Here is a 23937-nt window from a genome sequence, read left to right on the forward strand (position 1 = left end):
TTCGAACCAACCGATTCCTCCCTGTTTCCCGGGCTTCATAGACTGAGGCCACGCACTAACTTGGAGGCAGAGTGGCCGAGATCTCGGACGTCTTCTTCGTCGATGGAGTACGCACCCCTTTCGGGCGCGCCGGCGAAAAGGGCATGTACTGGAACACCCGCGCGGATGACCTCGCCGTCAAGGCGACCATCGGCTTGATGGAGCGCAACGCCTCCGTCCCGGCCGACCGCATCGATGATGTCGCCATCGCTGCGACGAGCCAGACCGGCGACCAGGGGCTGACCCTCGGACGCTCGGTGGCGATCCTCGCCGGGCTTCCGCAGACGGTGCCCGGTCTCGCCGTCGAGCGCATGTGCGCCGGCGCGATGACGAGCGTCACCACGATGGGCGCGTCCATCGGCGTCGGTATGTACGACTTCGCCCTCGCCGGCGGCGTCGAGCACATGGGTCACCACCCGATCGGTGCCAACGCCGACCCGAACCCGCGCTTCGTGGCGGAGAAGATGGTCGATCCCGGCGCCCTCAACATGGGCGTCACCGCTGAGCGCATCTTCGACCGCTTCCCGCACCTCACCAAGGAGCGCTCCGACCGCTTCGGCATGCTGAGCCAGCACAAGGTGCAGGCGGCATACGACGCAGGGAAGATCCAGCCCGACCTCGTGTCCGTGGCGATCAAGGGTGCCGACGGCGCCTGGGGCCTCGCCACCGAGGACGAAGGTCGCCGCCCGCAGACCACGATGGAAGACCTCGCCGCGCTCAAGACGCCGTTCCGCCCGCACGGGCGCGTCACCGCAGGCACCTCGTCTCCCCTCACCGACGGCGCGACGATGTCGCTGCTCGCCGGTGGCGGCGCGGTCAAGGAGTTCGGACTCGCACCGAAGATGCGGATGGTTTCGTTCGCCTTCGCAGGCGTACAGCCGGAGATCATGGGCATCGGACCGATCCCCTCGACCGAGAAGGCGCTCCAGAAGGCCGGTCTCACGATCGACGACATCGGTCTGTTCGAGCTCAACGAGGCCTTCGCGATCCAGGTGATCTCGCTGCTCGACCACTTCGGCATCGCCGACGAGGATCCCCGCGTCAACCAGTGGGGTGGCGCGATCGCCCTCGGGCACCCCCTTGCCGCGTCCGGTGTGCGTCTCATGATCCAGCTCGCGGCACAGTTCGCCGAGCGCCCCGATGTCCGCTACGGCCTCACCGCCATGTGCGTGGGTCTGGGCCAGGGCGGTTCGGTCATCTGGGAGAACCCGCACTACGACGGCAAGAAGAAGAAGTGAGTGAGCACGTGACTGACTACGACGACATCGACTTCTCCCCCATCCAGGCCCTCACCGAGGGCGAGGTCATCACGCAGTCGCCGGTGCGCGACATCCGTCTCGCCTCCGGCAAGGTGCTGGCCCTGATCACGCTCGACAACGGTCGCGATCACACCCGGCCGAACACGCTGGGACCCGCGACGCTCACCCAGCTGGGCGAGACCCTCGACGGCCTCAAGGCACGCGCAGCGGCCGGTGAGATCCAGGCGGTCGGCATCACCGGCAAGCAGTACATCATGGCGGCCGGCGCAGATCTCTCCGACATCAGCAAGGTCGGGTCCCGAGACAACGCGCGCCTCATCGCCCAGCTCGGCCACAAGGTTCTCGGCAAGCTCGGTGACCTCGGCGTTCCGTCCTTCGCCTTCGTGAACGGACTCGCACTCGGCGGCGGGCTGGAGATCGCCCTGAACTCCAGCTACCGGACGGTCGACGCGTCCGCGGCGGCGGTCGCGCTCCCCGAGGTCTTCCTCGGCATCATCCCCGGCTGGGGTGGCGCCTACCTGCTGCCGAACCTCATCGGCATCGAGAACGCGCTCGAGGTCGTCATCTCGAACCCGCTCAAGCAGAACCGGATGCTGAAGCCGCAGCAGGCGTTCGACCTCGGCATCTTCGACGCCATCTTCCCGGCGGCGAACTACCTCGAGAACTCGCTCACCTGGGCGGATGCCGTCCTCGGCGGCAAGAAGGTCGAGCGCAAGAACGAGCCGGGCAAGATCGAGCGCCTCACCAAGTGGCCGATCGCCATCAAGATGGCGCGCGGCATGCTGGAGTCCAAGATCGGCACGGTGCCCAAGTCGCCGTACGCCGCGCTCGACCTGCTCGACAAGGCGAAGAGCGGGACCAAGGCGGAGGGCTTCGCCCGCGAGGACGAGGCCCTGGCGGAACTCGTGACGGGCGATCAGTTCGCCGCGTCGATGTACGCGTTCGACCTCGTGCAGAAGCGCGCGAAGCGCCCGGTCGGCGCGCCCGATAAGCAGCTCGCGAAGAAGGTCACCAAGGTCGGCATCATCGGCGCCGGGCTCATGGCCAGCCAGTTCGCACTGCTGTTCGTGCGCAAGCTCCAGGTGCCGGTGCTCATCACCGACCTCAACCAGGCTCGCGTCGACAAGGGTGTGGCCTACATCCACGAGGAGATCGGCAAGCTTGAGGCCAAGGGCAGGCTCGATGCGGACACCGCGAACAAGCTGCGTGCACTCGTGAAGGGGACCACCGACAAGAGTCTCTACGCGGACTGCGACTTCGTGATCGAGGCCGTGTTCGAAGAGGTCGGCGTCAAGCAGCAGGTGTTCGGCGAGATCGAGAAGATCATCGCCGAGGATGCGATCCTCGCCACCAACACGTCGTCGCTCTCGGTCGAGGAGATCGGAGCGAAGCTCGCCCACCCGGAGCGTCTGGTCGGCTTCCACTTCTTCAACCCGGTCGCGGTCATGCCGCTGATCGAGATCGTGAAGACCCCGGTGACCGCCGACGCCGCATTGGCGACGGCCTTCGTGGTCGCGAAGAATCTGGGGAAGAACGCGGTGCTCACCGCCGACGCCCCCGGCTTCGTCGTGAACCGTCTGCTCGCGAAGGTCATGGGTGAAGCCGCACGCGCCGTCTACGAGGGCACCCCGATCGCCGACGTCGAGAAGGCCTTCGGCCCGCTCGGCCTCCCGATGGGTCCGTTCCAGCTGATCGACCTGGTCGGCTGGAAGGTCGCCGCCCACGTGCAGGACACGATGGTGCATGCCTTCCCCGAGCGGTTCTACGCCAACGAGAACTTCCACGCGCTCGCCGAGCTCGACACGGTCGTGGAGAAGGACAAGGGCGGACGCGTCGTCGGGTGGAGCAAGCAGGCCGAGAAGGTCCTGAAGCCGGCGGTGGGCAAGACTCCGACCACGGCCGCGACGATCCTCCAGCGTGTGCAGGACGGTCTGGCGCAGGAGATCAAGCTCATGCTCGACGAGGGCGTCGTCCCCGAGGTCGAGGACATCGATCTGTGCCTGATCCTCGGTGCCGGATGGCCTTTCATCGACGGCGGTGCCTCGCCGTACCTCGACCGTGAGGGCGCATCGGAGCGGGCATTCGGTGGCTCCTTCCACACCCCGCAGATCCGCGGCGTCGAGAGCCGCTGATCGTCGGACAGCATCAGGCGAAGCGCCCCAGCTGATTCCCAGCGAATCCGGTGGGGCGCTTCGCCGTCCGGCGCCCCGCAAGCCCTAGCCTGGATCGATGATCTCTCGCCCGTCTCCGCGCACGGCCGAACAGCCGATGGCCTTCAGCCGGCGCGAGTTCTGGCGCGGTGCCATCGCTGCCTGGGTCACCTTCAACGCGCTGTTCCTGATGGTGACGACTGTCGTTCTCACGATCATGTCGCGCTCGTTGCAGACCCTCTTCTCGATCCTGATCATGGTGGCGTGGTTCCAGCTGCTCTTCGTCGTGGCCGCCTCCGCTCTGGCGACCATCATCGGCAGCGGGGCTGCCTTCGGCCTGGGCAGGCTTCTGCGGACCACGACGGGCACTCGCCGACACCTCATGGCCTTCGCAGGACTCGGTCTCGTGGTCGGAGGTGTCGTCATCGCCGTCGTCGGCGTCGTGCCCGCGAACCTGACCGGAGAATTCGGGTTCGTGTTGACGGACATCAGCGAACCGTACATCGCACTTCCCCTGCTGGGGATGAGCGCCGTCAGCGTCGCATACGGCTGGTACTGGTCGGCGTCGCGGGCGCTGTGCGCAGACCCCGCGCGGCAGAGTCCGGTCGCCGAGGCTCAGCCAGCCGGCTGATCGGGTCGCGCGTCGTCTTCGCCGCGATGAGGCCAGTATGACAGGGCCCGCTCCGCGAGCGCGGTGATCGTGAGAGACGGATTCACGCCGGGGTTCGCGGGAACGGCCGCGCCGTCGACGACGTGCAGGCCAGGGTGCCCCCAGACTCGGTGATACGCATCGACGACGCCGTCCGCGGGCGAAGCCGAGATCACAGCGCCGCCGAGGAAGTGCGCGGTCAGGGGGATGCCGAACACCTCCGGCCAGGATCCGCGAGCAGCGGCGGGCACACCGCCGTCCGCCTCGACCCGCGCCGCGATCGCCGCAGCGGCCGTGTGAGCCTGAGGCAGGTAGCTCGGATTCGGCTCCCCGTGACCCTGCGCGCTCGTCATGACGAGGCGACCGAAACGACGGCGCAACGAGAGCGTGAGCGAGTTGTCTGCCGTCTGCATGACCAACGCGATGATTCCTCGTTCGCTCCAGCGGCGCAGACTCCCGAGACGGAACTGCCGCGCCGGAGCGCGAAGGATCTGGGTCACGAGGCTGCGGATTCGCGCACCGAGCGGACGATCGCCGGGGACGAGAACGGTCGCGAGCGCACCCATCAGGTTCGATCCGGGCCCGTAGCGCACGTTCTCGACGTGCGTGCGGTCGTCGACGTGGAACGAGGTCGTGATCGCGACGCCCCGGGCGAGCTGGAGCGAGTCCGGGACCCTCACGGCGACTGCGCCATCAAGGGCCTCCGAGTTGGTGCGGGTGAGACGGCCGACAGCGTCCGAGACGCACGGCAGCGCGCCGGACGCCTTCATACGGTGCAGCAACTGCTGCGTGCCCCAGGTGCCGGCGGCGAGCACGACCTGCCGGGCGGTCACGGTCTTGCGCGCATGCCGGAACCAAGCCCCGCTGCGCTGAGTCGTCACCGCGAATCCGCCTCCGGGCAGCTCACGGACCTCGCTCACCGTGCGGAGCGCTTCGATCGCGACTCCTCGGCGCTCCGCGAGAGCCAGGTAGTTCTTCATGAGGGTGTTCTTCGCGCCGACGCGGCAGCCGACCATGCAGTTGCCGCACAGGGTGCACCCGGTGCGATCGGGCCCCTCACCACCGAAGAACGGGTCCGGCGTACGTTCCCCCGGCTTCCCGAACCAGACCCCGACCGGCGCGTGACGGAAGCTGGCGCCGACACCGAGATCCTCCGCCGCTCCAGCCATGATCCGTTCCACGGGTCCGGTATGGGGATAGTGCGCCACCACGCCGAGCATCCGCTTCGCGGTGGCATAGTGCGGCGCCAGCTCCGACTCCCAGCCGGCGATGTCCCGCCACTGCGCGTCTTCGAAGAATGCCTCCCCCGGCTGGTACAGCGTGTTCGCATAGTTGAGCGATCCGCCTCCGACCCCGGCGCCGGCGAGGATCATCACGTGCGGCAGTCGGTGGATGCGCTGCACACCGTGGCATCCGAGCATCGGCGCCCACAGGTAGCGACGGAGATTCCAGTTCGTCTTCGCGAAGTCCTCGTCCTCGAACCGACGACCGGCTTCGTAGACACGGACCCGATAGCCCTTCTCGGCCAGGCGCAACGCGGCAACCGACCCGCCGAACCCCGATCCGACGATCACGACGTCCTCATCGAAACCGGTCATCACTCACCTCCCGTGGTCGAGGCCGGCACCAGCATGGTGAGCGCAGCCGGCAGCACGGCGATCGTGCATTCGTCCTCGCCGACCCGCTCGCCGTCGGCGTACACCACGAGGCCGGGAGCCGACACCGTCACGGTCCGCGCTCGACGATGCACCACCTCCGGTCGGTCCAAGTGCGTACCTCGGAGCAGCAGCGGGAACAGACGCAGCAGCCGCCGTCTGCCGAGCGGCGCCACGTGCACGATGTCGAGCAGTCCGTCGTCCGGAACGGCTCCGGCGCAGATGGGCATGCCTCCGCCATAGCTCGAGGTGCTCCCGACCGCGATCAGCGTGCCAGGAGCTCGCTGTGGCGCTTCTCCGTCGACGACGAGCGTGAAGTCCATGGCCCGCAGCCGCACGAGTTCGATCAGCAATGCGAGGTAGTAGCGCAGCGCACCGTGAGGCCAGCGGAGTCGGTTCGTGCGATCACTGACCTTCGCGTCGAAGCCGAGGGCCGCGATGGTGAGGAACATCCGCTTCTCCCCCGCCGACGTGATCTCACCGACGTCTATGGACCGCGGCACTCCGGTGAGCGCGAGAGCCGCGGCGTCCGCGGCGTCACCGCGCGGCAGCTCGAGCGCGCGCGCGAGGTCGTTTCCAGTGCCTGCCGGTACCAGCACGACCGGCACCGCCGCCGCGCACACCGTGTCGAGAACGCCCGCGAGCGTACCGTCACCCCCGACCACCACCAGCGCCCGAGGAGCTTCCGCCAATGCTCTGACCGCCAGCTGCGCGGTATCGATCGCGGAGCCACCTGCGTAGGTGCGCACGTCGGCGCCTCGCTCCCGGAGATGGCGGACGGCCACGTCGGCGGCTCTCGCACCCCGGCCCTTGCCGGAGAACGGATTCGAGAGCACCGCGATGTGCTCGGCCATGTCAGTGCGTCCGTTCGAGAGGGATCACGGCGCCGGGGTTGAGAATGCCGGACGGATCGAGCTCTCGTTTGATCGCTGCGAGGATGCGGACCCCGGTCTCGCCGATCTCCTGACCGAGCCAGGGCGCATGGTCGCGTCCGACCGCGTGGTGGTGGCTGATGGTTCCGCCGGACGCGATGATGGCATCGTTCACACCCATCTTCACCGCCTCCCAGGACGCGAGCGGGTCGGTACGGATCCCGGCGAGCACGGTGAAGTACAGAGAAGCCCCGGTCGGATAGATATGGGAGACGTGGCACATGACGTAGCACTTGGCGCCCATGTCCGCGAACCCCTCCTTGAGTGCCACCTCGACCGCCGAGCGCAGCGTCTGCAGGTTCGACCATGTGGTCGCGGTCTCCAGAGTCTCGCAGAAGACCCCGGCGTCGAGCAGCGAATCGCGCAGATACGGCCCGTCGAAGCGGGTTCTGAGCCAGTCCTCTGCAGGGCCTTCCCCGGAGGAGGTGCCGCCCGCCGCTGCGAGGTGCGCGCTCGCACGGGCCCGTCGTTCCGCGATCCCCTCGCCCTCGTACACCGTGATGACGCTCGCGCCCTTGGCCAGCGCCTTGCCGATCCGCCCGACCTGGGCGAGGCTCACCGCTGTCTCCGCCTCATCGGACAACCGGATGACAGTCGGACCACCGCTCAGCTGTGCGACACGACGGAGTCCCTCCGCTCCGCTGGCGAAGTCGCGAAACGACCAGGACTCGAACACCCGGGCGCGCGGGATCGGATGCACACGCACCCGCACCTCGGTGATCACGCCGAAGATCCCCTCTGACCCGAGGAGCACTCGGATCAGGTCGGGCCCTGCGGCAGAGCCAGGCGACCGCCCGAGCTCGATGTCGCCGGTCGGTGTGGCCACTCTGATCCCGGTCACCATGGTGTCGAAGCGCCCGTTCCCCGCGGAGTTCTGCCCCGACGACCGAGCCGCCGCGAATCCACCGATCGTGGCGTAGCGGAAGCTCTGTGGAAAGTGCCCGAGCTCGAACCCGCGCGCGGACAGCAGCGCCTCCGCCTCCGGACCCGTTGTCCCGGCCGCGAGCACGGCCTCGCCGCTGGTCTCGTCGAGCCGGATCAGTCCGCTCAGTCGCCGCACATCGAGACTGACCACCGCGTGATGCGCGCCCCGCTCCGGATCGAGCGCACCGACGACGCTCGTGCCGCCGCCGAAGGGGATGATCGCGATCCCTCGTGCTGTCGCGACGTCAAGACACGCACGGACCTCGTCGTGGTCGGCGGGACGCACGACGGCGTCCGGAGCGTCCTGTCGTGCCTCGCGTCGGCGAAGGAGATCCGGCGTGGACCGCCCACCCGCGTGCCGCACCCGGGCCTCCGGCGTGTCGTCGACGTTCTCGAGGCCGACGGCGACGGCGAACGCCGCGTGGTCCTCGGGTGTCAGCCGCGAAGGCTCCAGTTGCACGTCGGCGAGGTCCACGGCCGGTGCAGGCTTGCGGACGCGGCCCAACAGCATCGGGAGCAGAGCACGGACCGGCAGAGGCAGCTCCTTGGCCTTCGCGGGGTCGCCCCAGCCGTTCCATCTCATCGCCGGGTCTGCATCGACCCTGCCATCCTCTTGGCTCATGCGTTACAGTGTGACACATCATGGAAGAACGTCAACCTCTCTGGGATGCCACCCAGACGAAGATCCTCGACGCTGCCGATGCACTGATCGAGCGTCGCGGCGTGCACGGGCTCACCGTCGCAGAGCTCGCCCGCCGCGCCGAGCTCAGTCGACCGACGATCTACCGCAACTGGAATGACGCCGATGACGTGGTCCGTGCGGCACTGCTGCGTCGTGTGTCCACCATCCTCAGTGCCTTCCCCGCGGGTGCGGCCACCAGGTCGGCCCTCGTCGACGACGTGCTGCGTTTCATCGGCCTCTTCCGGAGTGACGCCCTCTATGCACGACTGCTCGCCGACGAACCGGAGGCGTTCACGCGCTACACGCTGCAGCGCGTGGGGTCGAGCCAGCGCATGATCCTCGGGTGGCTGTCCGACGCCATCGGAACCGCACAGCTCGACGGATCGGTCCGCGACGGCGCGCCGCAGGAGATCGCCGTCATGGTGCTGCTCATCGCGCAGTCGGCGGTGCTCTCCCATGGCACCGTGGCAGACCTCATCTCGGAGGGCGCATGGGAACGCGAACTTCGGGCCGCGCTCGACGGACTGCTGCGCCCATGACCAGGGAGCCATCCGCGCTCAATGTCGCGCGACGGAGGACGGAGCTCATGCTCGCCGCCGAGGAGCGAGTGGATGTGCTCGTGGTCGGCGGCGGCATCACAGGCGTGGGGGTCGCGCTCGATGCGGTGTCCCGTGGACTCACCGTGACGCTGATCGACGCAGAGGACCTCGCGTTCGGCACCAGCCGGTTCAGCTCGAAGCTCGTGCACGGCGGGCTGCGCTACCTCGCCACAGGTGACATCGCCACCGCACGCGAGAGTGCGCACGAACGCCACCTGCTCATGACGACGATCGCCCCGCACCTCATCCGCCCCCTCGGGCAGCTCCTGCCGTTCTCGCAGGCTGTCACGCTCCGCCAGCGAACCGCAGGCACCGTGGGCATGGGGCTCGGCGACCTGCTGCGGATGCGCGCACACACGCCTCGCCGTGTCCTGCCTGCGCCTGCTCTGGTCTCCGCGCGCACGGCGCTGCGTCTGATGCCCGCCCTCGACCAGAGGGGCCTGCGCGGAGGGGTGCTGTCCCATGACGGTCAGCTCGTCGACGACGCGCGCCTCGTGACGACGGTGGCCCGCACTGCAGCTTCCCTCGGCGCCCGCATCCTCACCCGGGTCCGTGCTCTCTCCCTGCGTGCGGACGGCGCCTCGGTCGAGGAGACGACCACGGGCGAGCGTTTCGAGATCCGTGCGCGTGCGGTCGTCAACGCGACGGGCGTATGGGCGGGAGCACTCGATCAGTCGATCACGGTGCGACCGAGTCGAGGGACCCACATCGTGCTCGACGCCGCCGACCTCGGCACGCCATCGACCGCGCTGACCATCCCCCACGAGGGGTCGATCAGCCGCTATGTCTTCGCTCTGCCTCGGGCCTACGGCCGGCTGATCGTCGGACTCACCGACGAAGACTCACCCGGCGCCGTCCCCCGGGTCGCCCAGCCGACAGAGCCGGAGATCGAGTTCCTCCTGAGCAGTCTCAATCGCGTTCTCGCCACACCCGTCCGACGCGACCAGGTCCGTGGCGCCTTCGCCGGCCTGCGGCCGCTGGTCGACAGCGGCAGCGACTCGACAGCCGACATCTCCCGTCGGCACCTCGTGACCGCGTCGGACTCAGGATTCGTCTCGGTGCTTGGCGGAAAGCTGACGACCTATCGACGGATGGCCGAGGATGCCGTCGATCTCGCCATAGAGACCCGGAGCCTGCCGTCGCGACGGAGCCGCACGGCGTCGTTGCGGCTCGCGGAGCGCGATGTGCCGGCATCGGGCGAGCTGCTGGATGAGCGGACGGGGCTGACCGAGGCCGAGGTCGTCTACGCCGTCCGGGTCGAGGGGGCGATGACGGTCGACGATGTCCTCGACCGGCGGACGCGCATCGGACTCGTCGACGCCGACCGCACGCGCTGCCTCGCGGTGGCGGATGCCGTCGTGACTCGGACGATCTCCGAGCTGTTCTGAGCCCAGGACTCGAGGCCAAGGACACGGCGCCCAGATCGCGGGGACCAGATCGCGGTGACCAGACCGCGACATGTGCCGAGCCGTCTCGTATCCACCGCGCGGCCAGGCAGGGAACGCGCGGGGAACACCGCGTGAAATCATCGCGAGCACGCCACCCGACGACACGTCGGCACCCGGCGAACCTGCACAGTGGTGACATGGACATGCTCTTCACGATGCTGGGCGGCAAGGGGATGTCAGGTCTGCTCAAGACCGGGACGGCCATCCTCACCACTCTCCTGGTGCTCCCGGCCCTCCTCAAACTGTTCATCGTCACGGTCGATGAAGGCTGGGCGGCGATCCGGACTCGTAACGGCAAACCCATCATCCGCAACCGTCCCCAACGACGTCCGTCCCATCGTGGCGGCGCGGTCGGTGAAGTCGTCGTGCTCGATCCGGGCTCGCACGGGGCGTTCCCCCTGTTCTACTGGTACAGACTCGTCGACGTCAGATGTCGCGCGACGGATCTGCCTGCGCGCGAGCTGAGCGGTGCCGGCGGTCATCAGCATCGCGTGCACGCCTCGTTCGAGTGGCGCCCCATACCGACCGGGCGCGATCTGCGCGTCTTCGAACTCGACGTCGTGAACGTGAAGGAACGCGCCTCGAACATCGTCGGTGCAGCCCTGCGGGATGTGGTCCGCGGACTCGAGGGAGCCGAGCTGCCACGCAACGACGAGATCAACACACGGGTCATCGCGGCCAGTGCCGACGAGGTTCGCCGCGCCTGCGGCGTCGAGCTGGTGCGTGTGATGGTCACCGGAGACGCCCTCACCGACGGCTACCTGCTGTCGACCGCCCTCCGAGAGGTGGATCGGGAGGCCAAGGCCGTCGCCGCGCTGCACGCGCTGAACTGATCTCCCCGGCGCCGCCGCTGGAGCGGGCGCCGTCGGACGGGTTTCAGTGCCGCTCGTGCAGCGGAAGGTCGATCGTTCCGGTCTCGCCCGCGTGACGCGCCTTCGGGATGCGGGTCCCGAGCACCTGCGACACGATGTCCTGCGCGATCTTCGGGGCGGTGAGCCCCGCATCGACGAGGATCTGATCGCGCGAGGCATGATCGATGAACTCGTCCGGGAGACCCAGTTCGTCGACAGCCGTGTCGATGCCGGCCTCGCGAAGAACCTGCCGGACGCGAGTGCCGATGCCGCCGACGCGGATACCGTCCTCGATCGTGATCACCAGGCGATGGTGGGCGGACAGCTCCACGATCGACGGCTGCACCGGGATGGCCCACCGCGGGTCGATGACCGTCGCGCCGATGCCCTGAGCGCGGAGCCGGTCGGCGACATCGAGCGCCAGTTCTGCGAAGGGCCCGATGGCGACGATGAGCACGTCCTCGGTCTCGCCGCGCGCGAGCACGTCGACCCCATCGCTCAACCGTTCGATGGCCGGAAGGTCGGCGGCGACCTCTCCCTTGGGGAAGCGGATCACCGTCGGGGCGTCCTCGACGTCGACCGCCTCACGCAGAGCTTCGGTCAGCCGTGCACCGTCACGGGGAGCGGCGATACGGATGTGCGGGACGATCTGCAGCATCGCGAGGTCCCACATGCCGTGGTGGCTGGGGCCGTCCGGACCTGTGACGCCGGCCCGATCGAGGACGAAGGTGACTCCCGCGCGGTGCAGCGCCACGTCCATCAGCACCTGGTCGAAGGCACGCCCCATGAACGTGGCGTACAGGGCGACGACCGGGTGCAGTCCTCCGTAGGCGAGTCCCGCGGCAGAGGCCACGGCATGCTGCTCGGCGATCCCCACGTCGTAGACCCGGTCGGGGAAGCGCTCGGCGAACGGCGCGAGGCCCGTCGGCCGGAGCATTGCGGCGGTCATCGCGATCACGTCTTCCCGCTGTTCGCCCACGGAGACCAGGGCGTCGGAGAAGACATCGGTCCACCCCCGACCGCCCGAGGACAGCGTCTCCCCCGTGGTCGGATCGATCTTGCCGACGGCGTGGAACTGATCGGCCTCGTCGTCGCGGGCAGGCTGGTAGCCGCGACCCTTCTCCGTGATCGTGTGGACGATCACGGGGGCGCCGTAGGACTTCGCCAGCTCCAGCGTCTCGAGCAGCGCGGGGAGGTCGTGCCCGTCCACCGGGCCGAGGTACTTGATGTCGAGGTTCGAGTACAACGCCTCGTTGTTCGTGAACCTGGAGAGGAATCCGTGGGTACCGCCGCGGACGCCGCGGAACACGGCTCGGCCGACGGGACCGAAAGCGCGGAAGAGGCGGTCGGAGCGCTGATGCAGGTCCTTGTATGCCGCTGCCGTTCGCACCCGGTTGAGGTAGCGCGACATGCCGCCGATCGTCGGAGCGTAGGAGCGCCCGTTGTCGTTGACGACGATGACCAGGTTGCGGTCGTTGTCATCGGAGATGTTGTTCAACGCCTCCCAGGTCATGCCGCCGGTCAATGCGCCGTCGCCGACCACAGCGACCACGTGCCGGTCTGCGCGCCCCGTGGCCGTCAGCGCCCGCGAGATGCCGTCCGCCCAGCTGAGCGAGCTCGACGCATGCGAGGACTCCACCACGTCATGGGCGCTCTCCCCGCGCTGCGGGTAACCCGCGAGTCCGCCGCGCACGCGCAGGCCGGAGAAGTCCTGGCGGCCCGTGAGCAGCTTGTGCACGTAGGACTGATGCCCGGTGTCGAAGATGAAGGGGTCGTCCGGAGACGAGAACACGCGATGCAAGGCGATCGTCAGCTCGACGACGCCGAGGTTGGGGCCCAGATGGCCACCGGTACGGGACACGTTCTCGACCAGGAACTCGCGGATCTCCGCGGCGAGTTCCGCCAGCTGCTCGGTCGAGAGGGCATCCAGATCGCGGGGTCCAGAGATGCTCGGAAGAATGGGCATCTGCGCCTCCTCACAGGCTTCGTCAGAGACGCCCGACACGGGTGCGGGCGTCGTCCTGATACTACCGCCCCGGGCAGGGAAAGCTCCGAGGATGGAGTCCCCCCTTGACACGACGGAGGGGCCCGTGTCCGAAGACACGGGCCCCTCCGTTGTGCGATCAGACCAGCGTGCGATCAGACCAGCGAACGCAGCACGTACTGCAGGATGCCGCCGTTGCGGTAGTAGTCCGCCTCACCGGGGGTGTCGATGCGCACGACCGCGTCGAACTCGACCGGCTGCTTGCCCTCGGGCGAGTGCTCGCTCGGGGTGGCCGTGACCTTGACCGTCTTCGGCGTGACGCCGTTGTTGAGCTCCTCCAGGCCGGAGATCGACACGATCTCGGTGCCGTCGAGCCCCAGCGACTCCCAGCTCTCGCCGGCCGGGAACTGCAGCGGCACGACTCCCATGCCGATCAGGTTCGACCGGTGGATGCGCTCGAAGCTCTCCGTGATGACGGCCTTGACGCCGAGCAGGCTCGTGCCCTTTGCCGCCCAGTCACGCGACGAACCGGAACCGTACTCCTTGCCACCGAAGATCACGAGCGGCGTGCCCTGAGCCTGGTAGTTCATGCTCGCGTCGTAGATGTACGACTGCGGACCGCCGGGCTGCGTGAAGTCGCGGGTGTACCCGCCCTCGACGACCTGGCCGTCGTTCACTGCCGAGACCATCAGGTTCTTCAGGCGGATGTTGGCGAAGGTTCCGCGGATCATCACCTCGTGGTTTCCGCGACGCGAGCCGAAGGAGTTGAAGTCCTTGCGGTCGACGCCGTGCTCGGTGAGGTACTGCGCCGCAGGCGTTCCCGGCTTGATGTTCCCGGCCGGCGAGATGTGGTCGGTGGTGACCGAGTCGCCGAGCGTCGCCATGACACGAGCACCCTCGATGTCCTTCACCGGGGTGAGCTCCATCGTCATGCCGTCGAAGTACGGTGCCTTGCGGACGTAGGTGGAGTTCTCGTCCCACTGGAACGTGTCGTCGTCGGGCGTCGGCAGGTTGCGCCAGCGCTCGTCACCGTCGAAGACCGTGGCGTACTGCTTGATGAACTGGTCGCGCGAGATCGACGAGTCGACGATCTCCTGCACCTCGTCGGGCGTCGGCCAGATGTCCTTCAGGAAGACGTCCTCGCCATCGCTGCCCTTGCCGAGCGCGTCGTTGTCGAAGTCGAAGTGCATCGACCCTGCCAGCGCGTAGGCGATGACCAGCGGAGGGCTGGCGAGGTAGTTCATCTTCACGTCGGGGCTGATGCGGCCCTCGAAGTTGCGGTTGCCCGAGAGGACGGCCGTGACGGCGAGGTCGTGCGAGTTGATGGCCTCGGAGACCTCTTCGATCAGCGGTCCGGAGTTTCCGATGCAGATGGTGCAGCCGTAGCCGACCGTGTAGAAGCCGAGACCCTCGAGGTCCTTGTCCAGACCGGACTTCTCGTAGTAGTCGGTGACGACCTTGGAGCCGGGTCCGAGAGTGGTCTTGACCCACGGCTTCTGCTTGAGCCCCTTCTCGAGCGCCTTGCGTGCGACGAGACCGGCGGCGATCATGACCGACGGGTTCGACGTGTTGGTGCACGAGGTGATGGCAGCCAGGGTGACGGCGCCGTTGTCGAGGATGTACTTCTCCCCGTCGGGCGTGGTCACCGGGACCGGCTTGGACGCGTTCGCCGGAGCACCGCTGTTGATGTGCACCGGACGGGTGGTCGTCGGCTCCTCCTCGCCGGGAACCGAACCGGGGTCGGACGCCGGGAAGGAGTGCTTCGACTCGAGGTCGACGACCGAGTCCGAGGTCGACGCGGTCGCGTACGCCAGGATGTCCTGCTCGAACTGCGACTTCGCCTCGGAGAGGAGAATGCGGTCCTGCGGGCGCTTCGGGCCGGCGATCGACGGCACGACGGTGCCGAGGTCGAGCTCGAGGTACTCGCTGAACGTGGGCTCGTGGGACGCGTCGTGCCAGAGCTTCTGCTCCTTGGCGTAGGCCTCGACCAGTGCGACGGCCTCTTCGCTGCGACCCGTGAGGCGCAGGTAGTCGAGCGTGACGTCGTCGATCGGGAAGATCGCCGCCGTGGAACCGAACTCCGGCGACATGTTGCCGATCGTGGCGCGGTTGGCCAGCGGCACGGAGGCCACGCCCTCGCCGTAGAACTCGACGAACTTGCCGACGACGCCGTGCTTACGCAGCAGGTCGGTGATGGTGAGCACGACGTCGGTCGCCGTGACACCGGCGGGGATCTCACCGGAGAGCTTGAAGCCGACCACGCGAGGGATGAGCATCGACACGGGCTGGCCGAGCATGGCCGCCTCGGCCTCGATGCCGCCGACGCCCCAGCCGAGCACGCCGAGGCCGTTGACCATCGTGGTGTGCGAGTCGGTGCCGACGCAGGTGTCGGGGTAGGCGCGGAGCACGCCGTCGACGTCGCGGTCGTAGATGACCTTGGCGAGGTGCTCGATGTTCACCTGGTGGACGATGCCGGTCCCGGGCGGGACGACCTTGAAGTCGCTGAAGGCGGTCTGTCCCCAGCGCAGGAACTGGTAGCGCTCGCCGTTGCGCTCGTACTCGATCTCGACGTTGCGCTCGAGTGCGTTCTCGGAGCCGAACAGGTCGGCGATGACCGAGTGGTCGATGACCATCTCGGCGGGCGAGAGCGGGTTGATCTTGTTGGCGTCGCCGCCCAGGGCCGTCACGGCCTCGCGCATGGTGGCGAGGTCGACGATGCACGGGACACCGGTGAAGTCCTGCATGACCACGCGCGCCGGCGTGAACTGGATCTCGGTGTTGGGTTCTGCCGCGGCATCCCAGGACCCCAGCGCCTCGATCTGCGCCTTCGTCACATTCGCGCCGTCCTCGGTGCGGAGCAGGTTCTCCAGGAGGACCTTGAGACTGAAGGGGAGCTTCTCGAAACCGGGCACCGTGTCGATGCGGAAGATCTCATAGTCGGTGCTGCCGACTGTCAGGGTGCTCTTGGCACCGAAGCTGTTCACCGTGGACACGAATCCGTCTCCTTCTATTCGGATGGGAGCGACAGGCGCCTCCATCTTGCTCGCCAGCGAGCCCCTGCGGCTAGCAAGGGGGACCTAACCAGTCTGCTCCGGGAAGCGCACCGGCGAAAGCCTGCGATTTATCTTGATGTCAAGATAAATCTATCATGCCTCGGGAGTGTCCTCGCGCGCAGCCTCGCGGGGGTGGAGAGCGCGGACCACCAACCAGGTCACGGCGATGAGCGGTGCGAACAACGGCAGCCCCATGATGAGCTTGAGCGTGCCGAGGGCCGTCACGTCGCCGGCGAGATACAGGGGAAGCTGCACGGCTAGACGTGCGAAGAACAGCGCCGCCCAGGCGATCCCGAGCCAGAAGTACGCGCGGCGCTTGCGGCGGTCATCGCGCCACGCGGTGCCCTCCCCCATCAGGAATCCGACCGCGAGGCCGATGAGCGACCAGCCGATCAGCGCGGAGACCAGGATCACCGATCCGTAGACCGCGTTCGTGATGAGTCCGGGCACGAAGTTGTCCGCGCCTCGCCCTGTCCACAGCGCGAGGGCTGCGGCGGCGACGGCGGCGATCAGACCACCGAGCGCGGCCGAGGGTGGAGACTTCTGCGCCAGTCGGACGAGTGTGAACACCGCTGCCAGACCGACCGACACCCCGAGTGAGAGGATCAGCGGTTCCGGTCGGATGGTGAACAGGATGACGAAGGCGAGGCTCGGGAGCACGGACTCGAGGATGCCGCGCCACCCGCCCATCGCAGACCAGACCACCTTGTGCGTGCTGGAGCTCTCAGCGGGGTCGAGGCCGGCACGACGCGCGACTCCTCCGAGCGCCTCCCCGAGGATCTCGGAGGTGCTCTTCTCGCGTTCGGCGTCGGGCTCGGGAACGCTCACGCGGAGCCCGGGGTCGCCGGCATCTTGAGCGGGATGAGGTCACGCGGGGGCATCGGCGAACCACCGCGGACGACCACGATCGAGCGGAAGAGATCCTCGACCTTCTCGGCGGCTTCGGGGTCGGACGCTCCTGCGCCACCGATCACTCCGCGCAGGAACCAGCGCGGGCCGTCGATGCCGATGAAGCGCGCAAGACGCAGCCCGGATCCTTCCGCAGCCGTGGCAGGGACCTCCGCGAGGAGCTCCTTGCCCAGCGGACCTTCGCGCTCCTCGACGCGACCGCCCTGCGCCTTGACCTGGTCGCGGAGCTGCACCCGGGTCTCGTCCCACAGACCGCCGGAGCGCGGGGCAGCGAACGGCTGCACCTGCAGCGAGGAGTCCGCGTAGTCGAGGCCGACAGCCACGATGCGCTTCGACTGCTCCTCGACCTCGAGGCGCAGGTTCAGCCCCTCGCGCGGCAGGATCTTGATGCCACCGAGGTCGATGTACGGGCGGACCGGGTTCGCCTCGGAGTCGTCGAAGGGGCCGTCGGTGGCACGGTTCAGCGGTGCCGACTTCGAAGGGGTCTCGTTGTTGTCAGTCATTGGCTCGTCCTGCTTCGCTCTGGTGGGTCGCTGCCTGGTAGCCGGTGGAGCCGAAGCCACCGGCACCGCGGACGCTGTCCGGCAGCTCGTCGACCGGGATGAACGTGGCGCGCGTGACCGGCATGATGATCAGCTGCGCGATACGATCGCCGACCGCCACATCGTACGCGCTCTTGGTATCCGTGTTGATCAGACTCACCTTGATCTCGCCTCGATATCCGGCGTCCACCGTTCCCGGGGAGTTCACGATCGAGATGCCGTGCTTGGCCGCCAGCCCGCTGCGGGGGACGACGAATGCCGCGTAGCCGTCGGGCAACGCGATGCGCACCCCGGTCGGCACGAGTGCGCGCTCCCCCGGCTCGAGGTGCACCGCCTCTGCCGCCACGAGATCGGCACCGGCATCTCCCGGATGCGCATACCCGGGCACCACTGCAGCGATAATGGGGATATCAACGGAATCGGTCACCCCATGAGGCTAATGCAGAACCCCGTCACAGACTCACGTCCCCGCTACCGCGAGAGACTCTCGCCGAGCCTCTGGCTGCTCGTGACCGTCGCGGTCGCCGGTCCCATGGTCTCGCTCGTCTTCGTGCCCATCGGCTCGACGGTCGCTCTCGTCGTCGGTGCGGCTGTGTCGGCCCTGCTCGTGCTCGCGGTGATCGCCGCCACGCCGGTGGTATCCGTCTCCGGCTCAATCCTGCACGCGGGGCGGGCGCACATCGACACGAAGCATCTCGGAGACCCCACCCCGCTGACCGGCGAGGACGCACGTCACGCCCGCGGCCCCGGTCTCCCGGCACGGGGATGGCACCTGATCCGCGGCGGGATCGACGGAGTCGTCGTCGTCCCGAACCTCGACGCGGACGATCCCGTCGACACGTGGACGATCTCGACGCGCACGCCCGATCGGCTCGCCGCCGCGATTCGCGCTTCCCAGGTCTGAGCCGGGGTCTGGTCGACGCGCCCCGGACTGGCCACCGCACTCCTGAGCCTGCCGAGTGCACCTGAACGACAGCGCGCCCCAGACCGTGATGGTCGGGGGCGCGTGATACGTCGCTCGGAGGACTGCTTACGCAGCGCACTCCTTGCAGATGGGCCCGGATGCGCCCTCGTGGTCGAGCTGCGAGCGGTGCTTCACGAGGAAGCAGCTCATGCACGTGAACTCGTCCTGCTGCGCGGGCAGCACGACGACATCGAGCTCGAGATCGGAAAGGTCGGCACCCGGGAGGTCGAAGCTCGACGGGTTGTCGGAGTCTTCGTCCCCGCTTGCGCCGGACAGCTTGTCCGGCACACGCTCCTTGAGGGCTTCGATCGACTCGGAGTCGTCTTCGCTCTTTCGGGGGGCGTCGTAATCGGTTGCCATGCGGTAGATCTCCACTTTCATGGTGCGAGTGGGTGGTGCGCCGTCGGGTATTCGGCGGCCATAGTTTGCACGACCAGACGACATAACGCAAATGCTCGTCCGTGCGACAGAGGAAACTCACGGCACGCCCACGCTATTCCCGTCCGTGACCGCTCTCGCGTGACACCATGAACGGACACCCATCAGAGGGGCATTCGCATGGAAAACGTCACCATCGTCGGCACAGAAGCAGGAGTCCTCGTACTCGCGACCGAGTCGGGCGAGCGGTTCGCGCTGCCCATCGACGACATGCTGCAGCGCGAGATCCGCCGCGCCACCCGCCAGAGCGAGCCGGCGGCCCAGAAGCTCGCCGCGAGCCCGCGCGACATCCAGGCCCAGATCCGAGCCGGACTCACCGCACCCGAGGTCGCAGAGCTGCTCGGCATCAGCGTGGACGACGTGGCCCGCTTCGAAGGACCCGTCCTCGCCGAACGCGAGCACGTGATCGGACAGGCCCTGGCCGTCCCCGTCCTGATCGGCAGCGAGGTCGAGCCGGACGCACAGCCCACGTTCGGTGTGGCCGTCCGAGCCAAGCTCGCCGAGATCGACGCCACCTCCGAGCGCTGGGCGAGTTGGAAGGAGGACTCCAGCTGGACCATCAAGCTCGAGTTCACCGCCAACGAGGTCGACCATGACGCCCGCTGGAGCTTCGATCCCCGCCGCAGCGCGCTCTCGCCGCTGAACGCCGACGCGACGCAACTGTCACGGCAAGGCTCGCTTCCCGAGGGCCTCATTCCTCGTCTGCGTGCGGTCGACGCCGATCGGACCTCTCCCTACAAGGATGAGAGCCGCTTCGACTCCGGCGCCTTCGGACCGCGACTGGTGCCTGCACCCGACGCGGATGTGGAAGACCCGTCGCTCCCTGCCCGTTCCGACGCGGCAGCGCAGGATGCGGCCATCAAGCGCGCACCCGCCGCGCAGACGACGAGCCCGGAGACGGCGGACCTCCTCGAGGCTCTCCGTCGACGCCGCGGGCAGCGGGAGACCGCACCCCTGCTGGACGAGGTCGAAGAGTCGGATCGCGCTGACCAGAGTCCGATCTCCCTCTTCGAGGCCCTGGAGCAGCCGGAGGAAGAGCCGGAGCCTCCGCAGCCCGCACCGCAGACCAGCAGCTCGGACACCACCGGGGATTCGTCTGGACGCCGCCGCCGCCGGAACGCGATGCCCTCATGGGACGAGATCGTCTTCGGCGCACGCACCGATGAGTGAGACACCCCTCGCCTGACCCACTTCCGAGGCGGACCGGATGACGTGCTTCAGCGTCCGAACGCGCCGAGCTTGATCAGCGGAACCTGTCGCTCCTCCGGCGTCATCGCGCCGTGCTGGCCCACCATCCCGCGACTGCGCTGATCGGCGGCGGTTCCGTCATAGACGGCCCAGGCTCCACGCGCGATCGCGAGCATGTCGCCCATTCGTGAGGCGGCGGCATCGGTGACCGTCGGTCCGAAGAGGCCGTGTCGAACCGCCTCTTCGCGGGTGAGCACATCAGCCACCCTCTCCAGGTCGGCCCGCCATCGCGCGGTCATCGCAGCGAGGTCTGTCTCGGGCTCCAGGTACACATGCAGCATCCGCGGCTCGCCGCCGATGTGACGGATCCCCGCCACATGCTCCTCCTCCAGGACCATCTGCCGGTTCGGAGCCACGTCGACCATCCCGTGATCCGAGGTGACGACCACGCCGACACCGGTGGGCACGCGCGCGGACAGAGCCGCGTCGACGTCCTCCAATGCGGCGACCCATTCCCCGGAGGCGATGCCGTACTTGTGGCCTGCCTTGTCGACCTCGGGCAGGTAGCAGTAGACGAGCGATCCCGGATGCGCGCGCGCGAGTTCATACGCCGCTTCGATCCGCGAGGCGGCGGTCGTCGCGGGAACGAACTCGGCACCACGGAGCGTGGCCTTGGTGAAGCCGCTGTGCGCATAGCCGGCGAACCCGACCGCGAAACTCCGGTGTCCTCTGCTGCCCGCTCGCTCGAAGATCGTCGGAGCCGCCTGCCACGTGAGGGGATCGATGCCGTCGGTCTCCCACCCGCTGAGCTGATTGACGAGCACATCCCGGCTCGGATCGAGCACGCGGTAACCCACGAGACCGTGCTCGCCCGGCCACACGCCCGTGACGATGCTCGTGAGCGCAGCCGCCGTGGTCGACGGGAAGACGGAGTGGGCCACATCCTTCTTCGCCATGCCGGAGGTCAGAGCACGCGCGTGTCCGGCATGCCCGCGCAGACTGATCGCCCCGAGCCCGTCGATCACCACGAGCACGACCGATTCCGCGCGCGGCAGAACCTCGGATTCGCCTCGGAGAGCGGCGAACAGGTCGCCCGCCACCCCGACGACACTCCGGGCGCTCGGCGTCGCGGACGGTAGCATGAAGGACATCCGAGCCAGTCTGACACAGGCTCCCGTATGCCCCCAGGAAGTCCATGCCGAAAACTCCGCCGCCCGAGCCCGTCGAGGAGCGCATCCAGGACATCGACCTCTCCAGCGAGATGCAGGGTTCGTTCCTCGAGTACGCGTATTCGGTGATCTACTCGCGTGCCCTGCCCGACGCACGCGACGGTCTGAAGCCCGTGCAACGCCGCATCCTCTATCAGATGGCCGAGATGGGTCTGCGCCCGGACCGCGGGCACGTCAAGAGTGCACGCGTCGTCGGCGAGGTCATGGGAAAGCTGCACCCTCATGGTGACTCGGCGATCTACGACGCCCTCGTGCGGCTCGCACAGGAGTGGGCTCTGCGTGTGCCCCTGGTCGACGGGCACGGCAACTTCGGCTCTCTCGACGACGGTCCCGCTGCCGCCCGATACACCGAGGCGCGACTCGCCGCCGCCGCGCTGGCCCTCACGGAGAACCTCGACGAGGACGTCGTCGACTTCATCCCCAACTACGACGGTCAGTTCCAGCAGCCTGCGGTGCTGCCGGCTGCTTTCCCGAATCTGCTGGTCAACGGTGCGAGTGGGATCGCCGTGGGCATGGCGACCAACATGGCGCCGCACAACCTCATCGAAGTGGTCGCGGCGGCAACGCATCTCCTCGAGAATCCGGATGCGACGACCGAGGAGCTGATGGAGTTCGTCCCTGGCCCCGACTTCCCTTCCGGCGGGATCCTGATGGGGCTCGACGGGGTCAAGGACGCGTACACCAACGGACGCGGCGCCCTCAAGGTCCGTGGCAAGACCTCCATCGAGCCGCTCGGCCCTCGACGCACCGGCATCATCGTGTCCGAGCTGCCGTACATGGTCGGACCGGAGCGACTGCTGGAGAAGATCCGCGACGCCGTGCAGTCGAAGAAGCTGCAGGGCATCAGCGACGTGACCGACCTCACCGACCGCAACCACGGGCTGCGCGTCGCGATCGGCATCAAGACGGGCTTCGACCCGAACGCCGTGCTCGAGCAGCTCTACCGGTTGACTCCGCTGGAGGACTCCTTCAGCATCAACAACGTCGCTCTGGTCGACGGACAGCCGCGCACGCTCGGCCTCAAGGAGATGCTGAGCGTCTATGTCGGCCACCGCCTCGAGGTCATCACGCGTCGCAGCCGGTACCGCCTGAAGCGGCGCGAGGAGCGCCTGCACCTGGTGGAGGGGCTGTTGATCGCGATCCTGGACATCGACGAGGTCATCCAGGTCATCCGCTCCTCCGACGACTCGGAGCAGGCCCGCACACGACTGCGCTCCGTCTTCGATCTGAGCGAGCTCCAGGCGGAATACATCCTCGAGCTGCGTCTGCGCCGCCTGACGAAGTTCTCCCGGATCGAGCTGGAGACCGAGCGCGATGCGTTGCTGGCGGAGATCGCCGCGCTTCGCGAGCTGCTCGACAGTCCCGCGCTGCTCCGCGCCGCTGTCGCCAAGGAGCTCGACGCCGCAGCCGACGCATACGGGACTCCCCGGCGCACACTCCTGATGAACGCCGCTCCACCCAAGCCCCGAGCCACCAAGGGGGCGGTCGATCTGCAGATCGCCGACGCGCCCACCGTGCTCGTGCTCTCGACCACGGGACGAACCGTCCGCGTCGACCTCGGCGAGGGCCAGGAGCTCACCGTCCCGGCACGGCGCAGCAAGCACGATGCGATCCTGACCACCGTCGAGACCACCGTCCGCGCCGAGATCGGAGCCCTCACCACCCTCGGTCGCGTCGTGCGCTTCTCCCCCGTCGACCTCCCCTCCGTGCCGGCGACGTCCGTGCAGCTCGCCGCAGGAACTCCGCTGCGTGACTACCTCGGCATCACGACCAAGGGCGAGCGCATTCTGGGTTTCGTGCGTTTCGACAGCGACACTCCGATCGCGCTCGGCACCGCTCAGGGCACCGTCAAGCGCATCGTTCCCTCGACCCTCCCCGTCCGCCCGGATCTCGAGGTGATCGGGCTGAAGTCGGGCGACACTGTCGTCGGAGCAGCAGAGGCGCCGGACGACGCGGAGCTGGTGTTCGTGACGACCGATGCCCAGCTGCTGCACTTCACGGCTTCGGCAGTGCGCCCTCAGGGTGCCCCGGCGGGCGGCATGGCCGGAGTCAAGCTCGGTTCGGGTGCATCGGTGCTGTTCTTCGGTGTCGTCGACCCCACCGCCGAGGCCGTGGTCGCCACGGTATCCGGAGGGGACAGCGCGCTTCCCGGCACAGAGCCCGGGCGCGCCAAGGTGTCCTCCTTCGCCGAGTATCCGTCGAAGGGCCGCGCCACCGGCGGCGTCCGCGCTCACGCCTTCCTGAAGGGCGAAGACCGGCTCACGGTCGCATGGGTCGGACCCAACCCGCCGCTCGCTGTCGATCCGACGGGCGCCGTGCGCAAGCTCCCCGAAGCCGGGGCACGCCGCGACGCGTCCGGCCAGCCTGTCGAAGGCGTGATCGGAAGCATCGGCCGCACACTCGTCTGAGCCCACGCGCGCGGCCCGTCCGCGTGCGAGAGAG

19 protein-coding genes are annotated in these 23937 nt (G+C 68.2%); 9 read left to right on the plus strand and 10 right to left on the minus strand.

Annotated features, from left to right (window positions below; translation table 11 throughout):
- The first annotated feature begins 71 nt into the window (after positions 1-71).
- The 3 genes from RN51_RS14650 (at position 72) to RN51_RS14660 (ending at position 4079) form a co-directional block, all read left to right on the plus strand.
- Positions 72-1277 carry a thiolase family protein gene (locus RN51_RS14650; RefSeq protein ID WP_045264786.1) on the plus strand — a complete coding sequence of 402 codons (1206 nt, stop codon included), beginning with the start codon at positions 72-74 and terminating at the stop codon, positions 1275-1277.
- An 8-nt stretch (positions 1278-1285) separates the two neighbouring features.
- Positions 1286-3430 carry a 3-hydroxyacyl-CoA dehydrogenase NAD-binding domain-containing protein gene (locus RN51_RS14655; protein ID WP_045264922.1) on the plus strand — a complete coding sequence of 715 codons (2145 nt, stop codon included), beginning with the start codon at positions 1286-1288 and terminating at the stop codon, positions 3428-3430.
- 97 nt (positions 3431-3527) lie between these two features.
- On the plus strand, positions 3528-4079 hold the full coding sequence (locus RN51_RS14660) for a hypothetical protein (RefSeq protein WP_045264787.1): 552 nt from the start codon (positions 3528-3530) through the stop codon (positions 4077-4079).
- Here RN51_RS14660 and RN51_RS14665 read toward each other — a convergent pair.
- Genes RN51_RS14665 through RN51_RS14675 form a run of 3 tightly spaced genes read right to left on the minus strand, consistent with a single transcriptional unit; the run spans position 4064 to position 8230 of the window.
- Positions 4064-5695 carry an FAD-dependent oxidoreductase gene (locus RN51_RS14665; RefSeq protein WP_045264788.1) on the minus strand — a complete coding sequence of 544 codons (1632 nt, stop codon included), beginning with the start codon at positions 5693-5695 and terminating at the stop codon, positions 4064-4066. The genes RN51_RS14660 and RN51_RS14665 overlap by 16 nt on opposite strands.
- A complete protein-coding gene (locus RN51_RS14670) occupies positions 5695-6606 on the minus strand; it encodes a YegS/Rv2252/BmrU family lipid kinase (RefSeq protein WP_045264789.1) in 912 nt (303 codons plus the stop codon). The genes RN51_RS14665 and RN51_RS14670 overlap by 1 nt, the downstream gene beginning before the upstream one ends.
- Before the next feature lies 1 nt (position 6607).
- Positions 6608-8230, minus strand: coding sequence for an FAD-binding oxidoreductase (locus tag RN51_RS14675; protein ID WP_231579314.1), 1623 nt, complete (start codon positions 8228-8230; stop codon positions 6608-6610).
- 20 nt (positions 8231-8250) lie between these two features.
- Between RN51_RS14675 and RN51_RS14680 the strand changes: the two genes are divergently transcribed.
- The 3 genes from RN51_RS14680 to RN51_RS14690 all read left to right on the plus strand — a co-directional run bounded on the left by RN51_RS14680 (position 8251) and on the right by RN51_RS14690 (position 11170).
- A complete protein-coding gene (locus tag RN51_RS14680) occupies positions 8251-8829 on the plus strand; it encodes a TetR/AcrR family transcriptional regulator (protein ID WP_052674743.1) in 579 nt (192 codons plus the stop codon).
- A complete protein-coding gene (locus RN51_RS14685; RefSeq protein WP_045264792.1) occupies positions 8826-10277 on the plus strand; it encodes a glycerol-3-phosphate dehydrogenase/oxidase in 1452 nt (483 codons plus the stop codon). Before RN51_RS14680 ends, RN51_RS14685 begins: the two co-directional genes overlap by 4 nt.
- Before the next feature lie 197 nt (positions 10278-10474).
- On the plus strand, positions 10475-11170 hold the full coding sequence (locus RN51_RS14690; protein WP_045264793.1) for an SPFH domain-containing protein: 696 nt from the start codon (positions 10475-10477) through the stop codon (positions 11168-11170).
- Positions 11171-11213: 43 nt separating this feature from the next.
- On the opposite strand, the gene dxs is transcribed toward RN51_RS14690, so the two are convergent.
- The 5 genes from dxs to dut all read right to left on the minus strand — a co-directional run bounded on the left by dxs (position 11214) and on the right by dut (position 18103).
- The gene (gene dxs, locus RN51_RS14695; protein WP_045264794.1) at positions 11214-13154 is read right to left on the minus strand and encodes a 1-deoxy-D-xylulose-5-phosphate synthase; all 1941 of its coding nucleotides are present in this window, start codon (positions 13152-13154) and stop codon (positions 11214-11216) included.
- A gap of 173 nt (positions 13155-13327) precedes the next feature.
- Positions 13328-16165 (minus strand): aconitate hydratase, encoded by a 2838-nt coding sequence (locus RN51_RS14700; protein WP_045264795.1) that lies wholly within the window; start codon positions 16163-16165, stop codon positions 13328-13330.
- A 153-nt stretch (positions 16166-16318) separates the two neighbouring features.
- Positions 16319-17053 carry a DUF3159 domain-containing protein gene (locus tag RN51_RS14705; RefSeq protein WP_045264796.1) on the minus strand — a complete coding sequence of 245 codons (735 nt, stop codon included), beginning with the start codon at positions 17051-17053 and terminating at the stop codon, positions 16319-16321.
- A complete protein-coding gene (locus tag RN51_RS14710) occupies positions 17050-17637 on the minus strand; it encodes a DUF3710 domain-containing protein (protein WP_045264797.1) in 588 nt (195 codons plus the stop codon). Before RN51_RS14710 ends, RN51_RS14705 begins: the two co-directional genes overlap by 4 nt.
- Positions 17630-18103, minus strand: a complete 474-nt coding sequence (gene dut, locus RN51_RS14715; protein WP_045264798.1) for a dUTP diphosphatase — start codon at positions 18101-18103, stop codon at positions 17630-17632. The genes RN51_RS14710 and dut overlap by 8 nt, the downstream gene beginning before the upstream one ends.
- A 12-nt stretch (positions 18104-18115) precedes the next feature.
- Between dut and RN51_RS14720 the strand changes: the two genes are divergently transcribed.
- Positions 18116-18580 (plus strand): DUF3093 domain-containing protein, encoded by a 465-nt coding sequence (locus RN51_RS14720; protein WP_045264799.1) that lies wholly within the window; start codon positions 18116-18118, stop codon positions 18578-18580.
- Positions 18581-18706: 126 nt separating this feature from the next.
- Here RN51_RS14720 and RN51_RS14725 read toward each other — a convergent pair whose 3' ends face one another.
- Positions 18707-19000: a DUF4193 domain-containing protein gene (locus RN51_RS14725; protein WP_045264923.1), complete on the minus strand. Its 294-nt coding sequence runs from the start codon at positions 18998-19000 to the stop codon at positions 18707-18709.
- 198 nt (positions 19001-19198) lie between these two features.
- Between RN51_RS14725 and sepH the strand changes: the two genes are divergently transcribed.
- The gene (sepH, locus tag RN51_RS14730) at positions 19199-20248 is read left to right on the plus strand and encodes a septation protein SepH (RefSeq protein WP_045264800.1); all 1050 of its coding nucleotides are present in this window, start codon (positions 19199-19201) and stop codon (positions 20246-20248) included.
- A 47-nt stretch (positions 20249-20295) separates the two neighbouring features.
- On the opposite strand, the gene RN51_RS14735 is transcribed toward sepH, so the two are convergent.
- Positions 20296-21417: an alkaline phosphatase family protein gene (locus RN51_RS14735; RefSeq protein WP_045264801.1), complete on the minus strand. Its 1122-nt coding sequence runs from the start codon at positions 21415-21417 to the stop codon at positions 20296-20298.
- 44 nt (positions 21418-21461) lie between these two features.
- On the opposite strand from RN51_RS14735, the gene RN51_RS14740 reads away from it, so the two are divergent.
- Complete coding sequence (locus tag RN51_RS14740; protein WP_045264802.1) at positions 21462-23903, plus strand: DNA gyrase/topoisomerase IV subunit A; 2442 nt, start codon at positions 21462-21464, stop codon at positions 23901-23903.
- Positions 23904-23937: the final 34 nt, after the last annotated feature.

The organism is Microbacterium oxydans (genome assembly GCF_000956405.1).
Lineage (GTDB): Bacteria > Actinomycetota > Actinomycetes > Actinomycetales > Microbacteriaceae > Microbacterium > Microbacterium oxydans_C.

What these genes read in the sequence shown, in the direction of transcription:
- sepH (WP_045264800.1), top strand. Translation starts at nt 19,199, where the DNA reads ATGGAAAACGTCACCATCGTCGGCACAGAAGCAGGAGTCCTCGTACTC.
- RN51_RS14660 (WP_045264787.1), top strand. Translation starts at nt 3,528, where the DNA reads ATGATCTCTCGCCCGTCTCCGCGCACGGCCGAACAGCCGATGGCCTTC.
- RN51_RS14675 (WP_231579314.1), bottom strand. Translation starts at nt 8,230, where the DNA reads ATGAGCCAAGAGGATGGCAGGGTCGATGCAGACCCGGCGATGAGATGG.
- RN51_RS14710 (WP_045264797.1), bottom strand. Translation starts at nt 17,637, where the DNA reads ATGACTGACAACAACGAGACCCCTTCGAAGTCGGCACCGCTGAACCGT.
- RN51_RS14690 (WP_045264793.1), top strand. Translation starts at nt 10,475, where the DNA reads ATGGACATGCTCTTCACGATGCTGGGCGGCAAGGGGATGTCAGGTCTG.
- RN51_RS14680 (WP_052674743.1), top strand. Translation starts at nt 8,251, where the DNA reads ATGGAAGAACGTCAACCTCTCTGGGATGCCACCCAGACGAAGATCCTC.
- RN51_RS14720 (WP_045264799.1), top strand. Translation starts at nt 18,116, where the DNA reads ATGCAGAACCCCGTCACAGACTCACGTCCCCGCTACCGCGAGAGACTC.
- dxs (WP_045264794.1), bottom strand. Translation starts at nt 13,154, where the DNA reads ATGCCCATTCTTCCGAGCATCTCTGGACCCCGCGATCTGGATGCCCTC.
- RN51_RS14725 (WP_045264923.1), bottom strand. Translation starts at nt 19,000, where the DNA reads ATGGCAACCGATTACGACGCCCCCCGAAAGAGCGAAGACGACTCCGAG.
- RN51_RS14740 (WP_045264802.1), top strand. Translation starts at nt 21,462, where the DNA reads ATGCCGAAAACTCCGCCGCCCGAGCCCGTCGAGGAGCGCATCCAGGAC.
- RN51_RS14685 (WP_045264792.1), top strand. Translation starts at nt 8,826, where the DNA reads ATGACCAGGGAGCCATCCGCGCTCAATGTCGCGCGACGGAGGACGGAG.
- RN51_RS14665 (WP_045264788.1), bottom strand. Translation starts at nt 5,695, where the DNA reads ATGACCGGTTTCGATGAGGACGTCGTGATCGTCGGATCGGGGTTCGGC.
- RN51_RS14735 (WP_045264801.1), bottom strand. Translation starts at nt 21,417, where the DNA reads ATGTCCTTCATGCTACCGTCCGCGACGCCGAGCGCCCGGAGTGTCGTC.
- RN51_RS14670 (WP_045264789.1), bottom strand. Translation starts at nt 6,606, where the DNA reads ATGGCCGAGCACATCGCGGTGCTCTCGAATCCGTTCTCCGGCAAGGGC.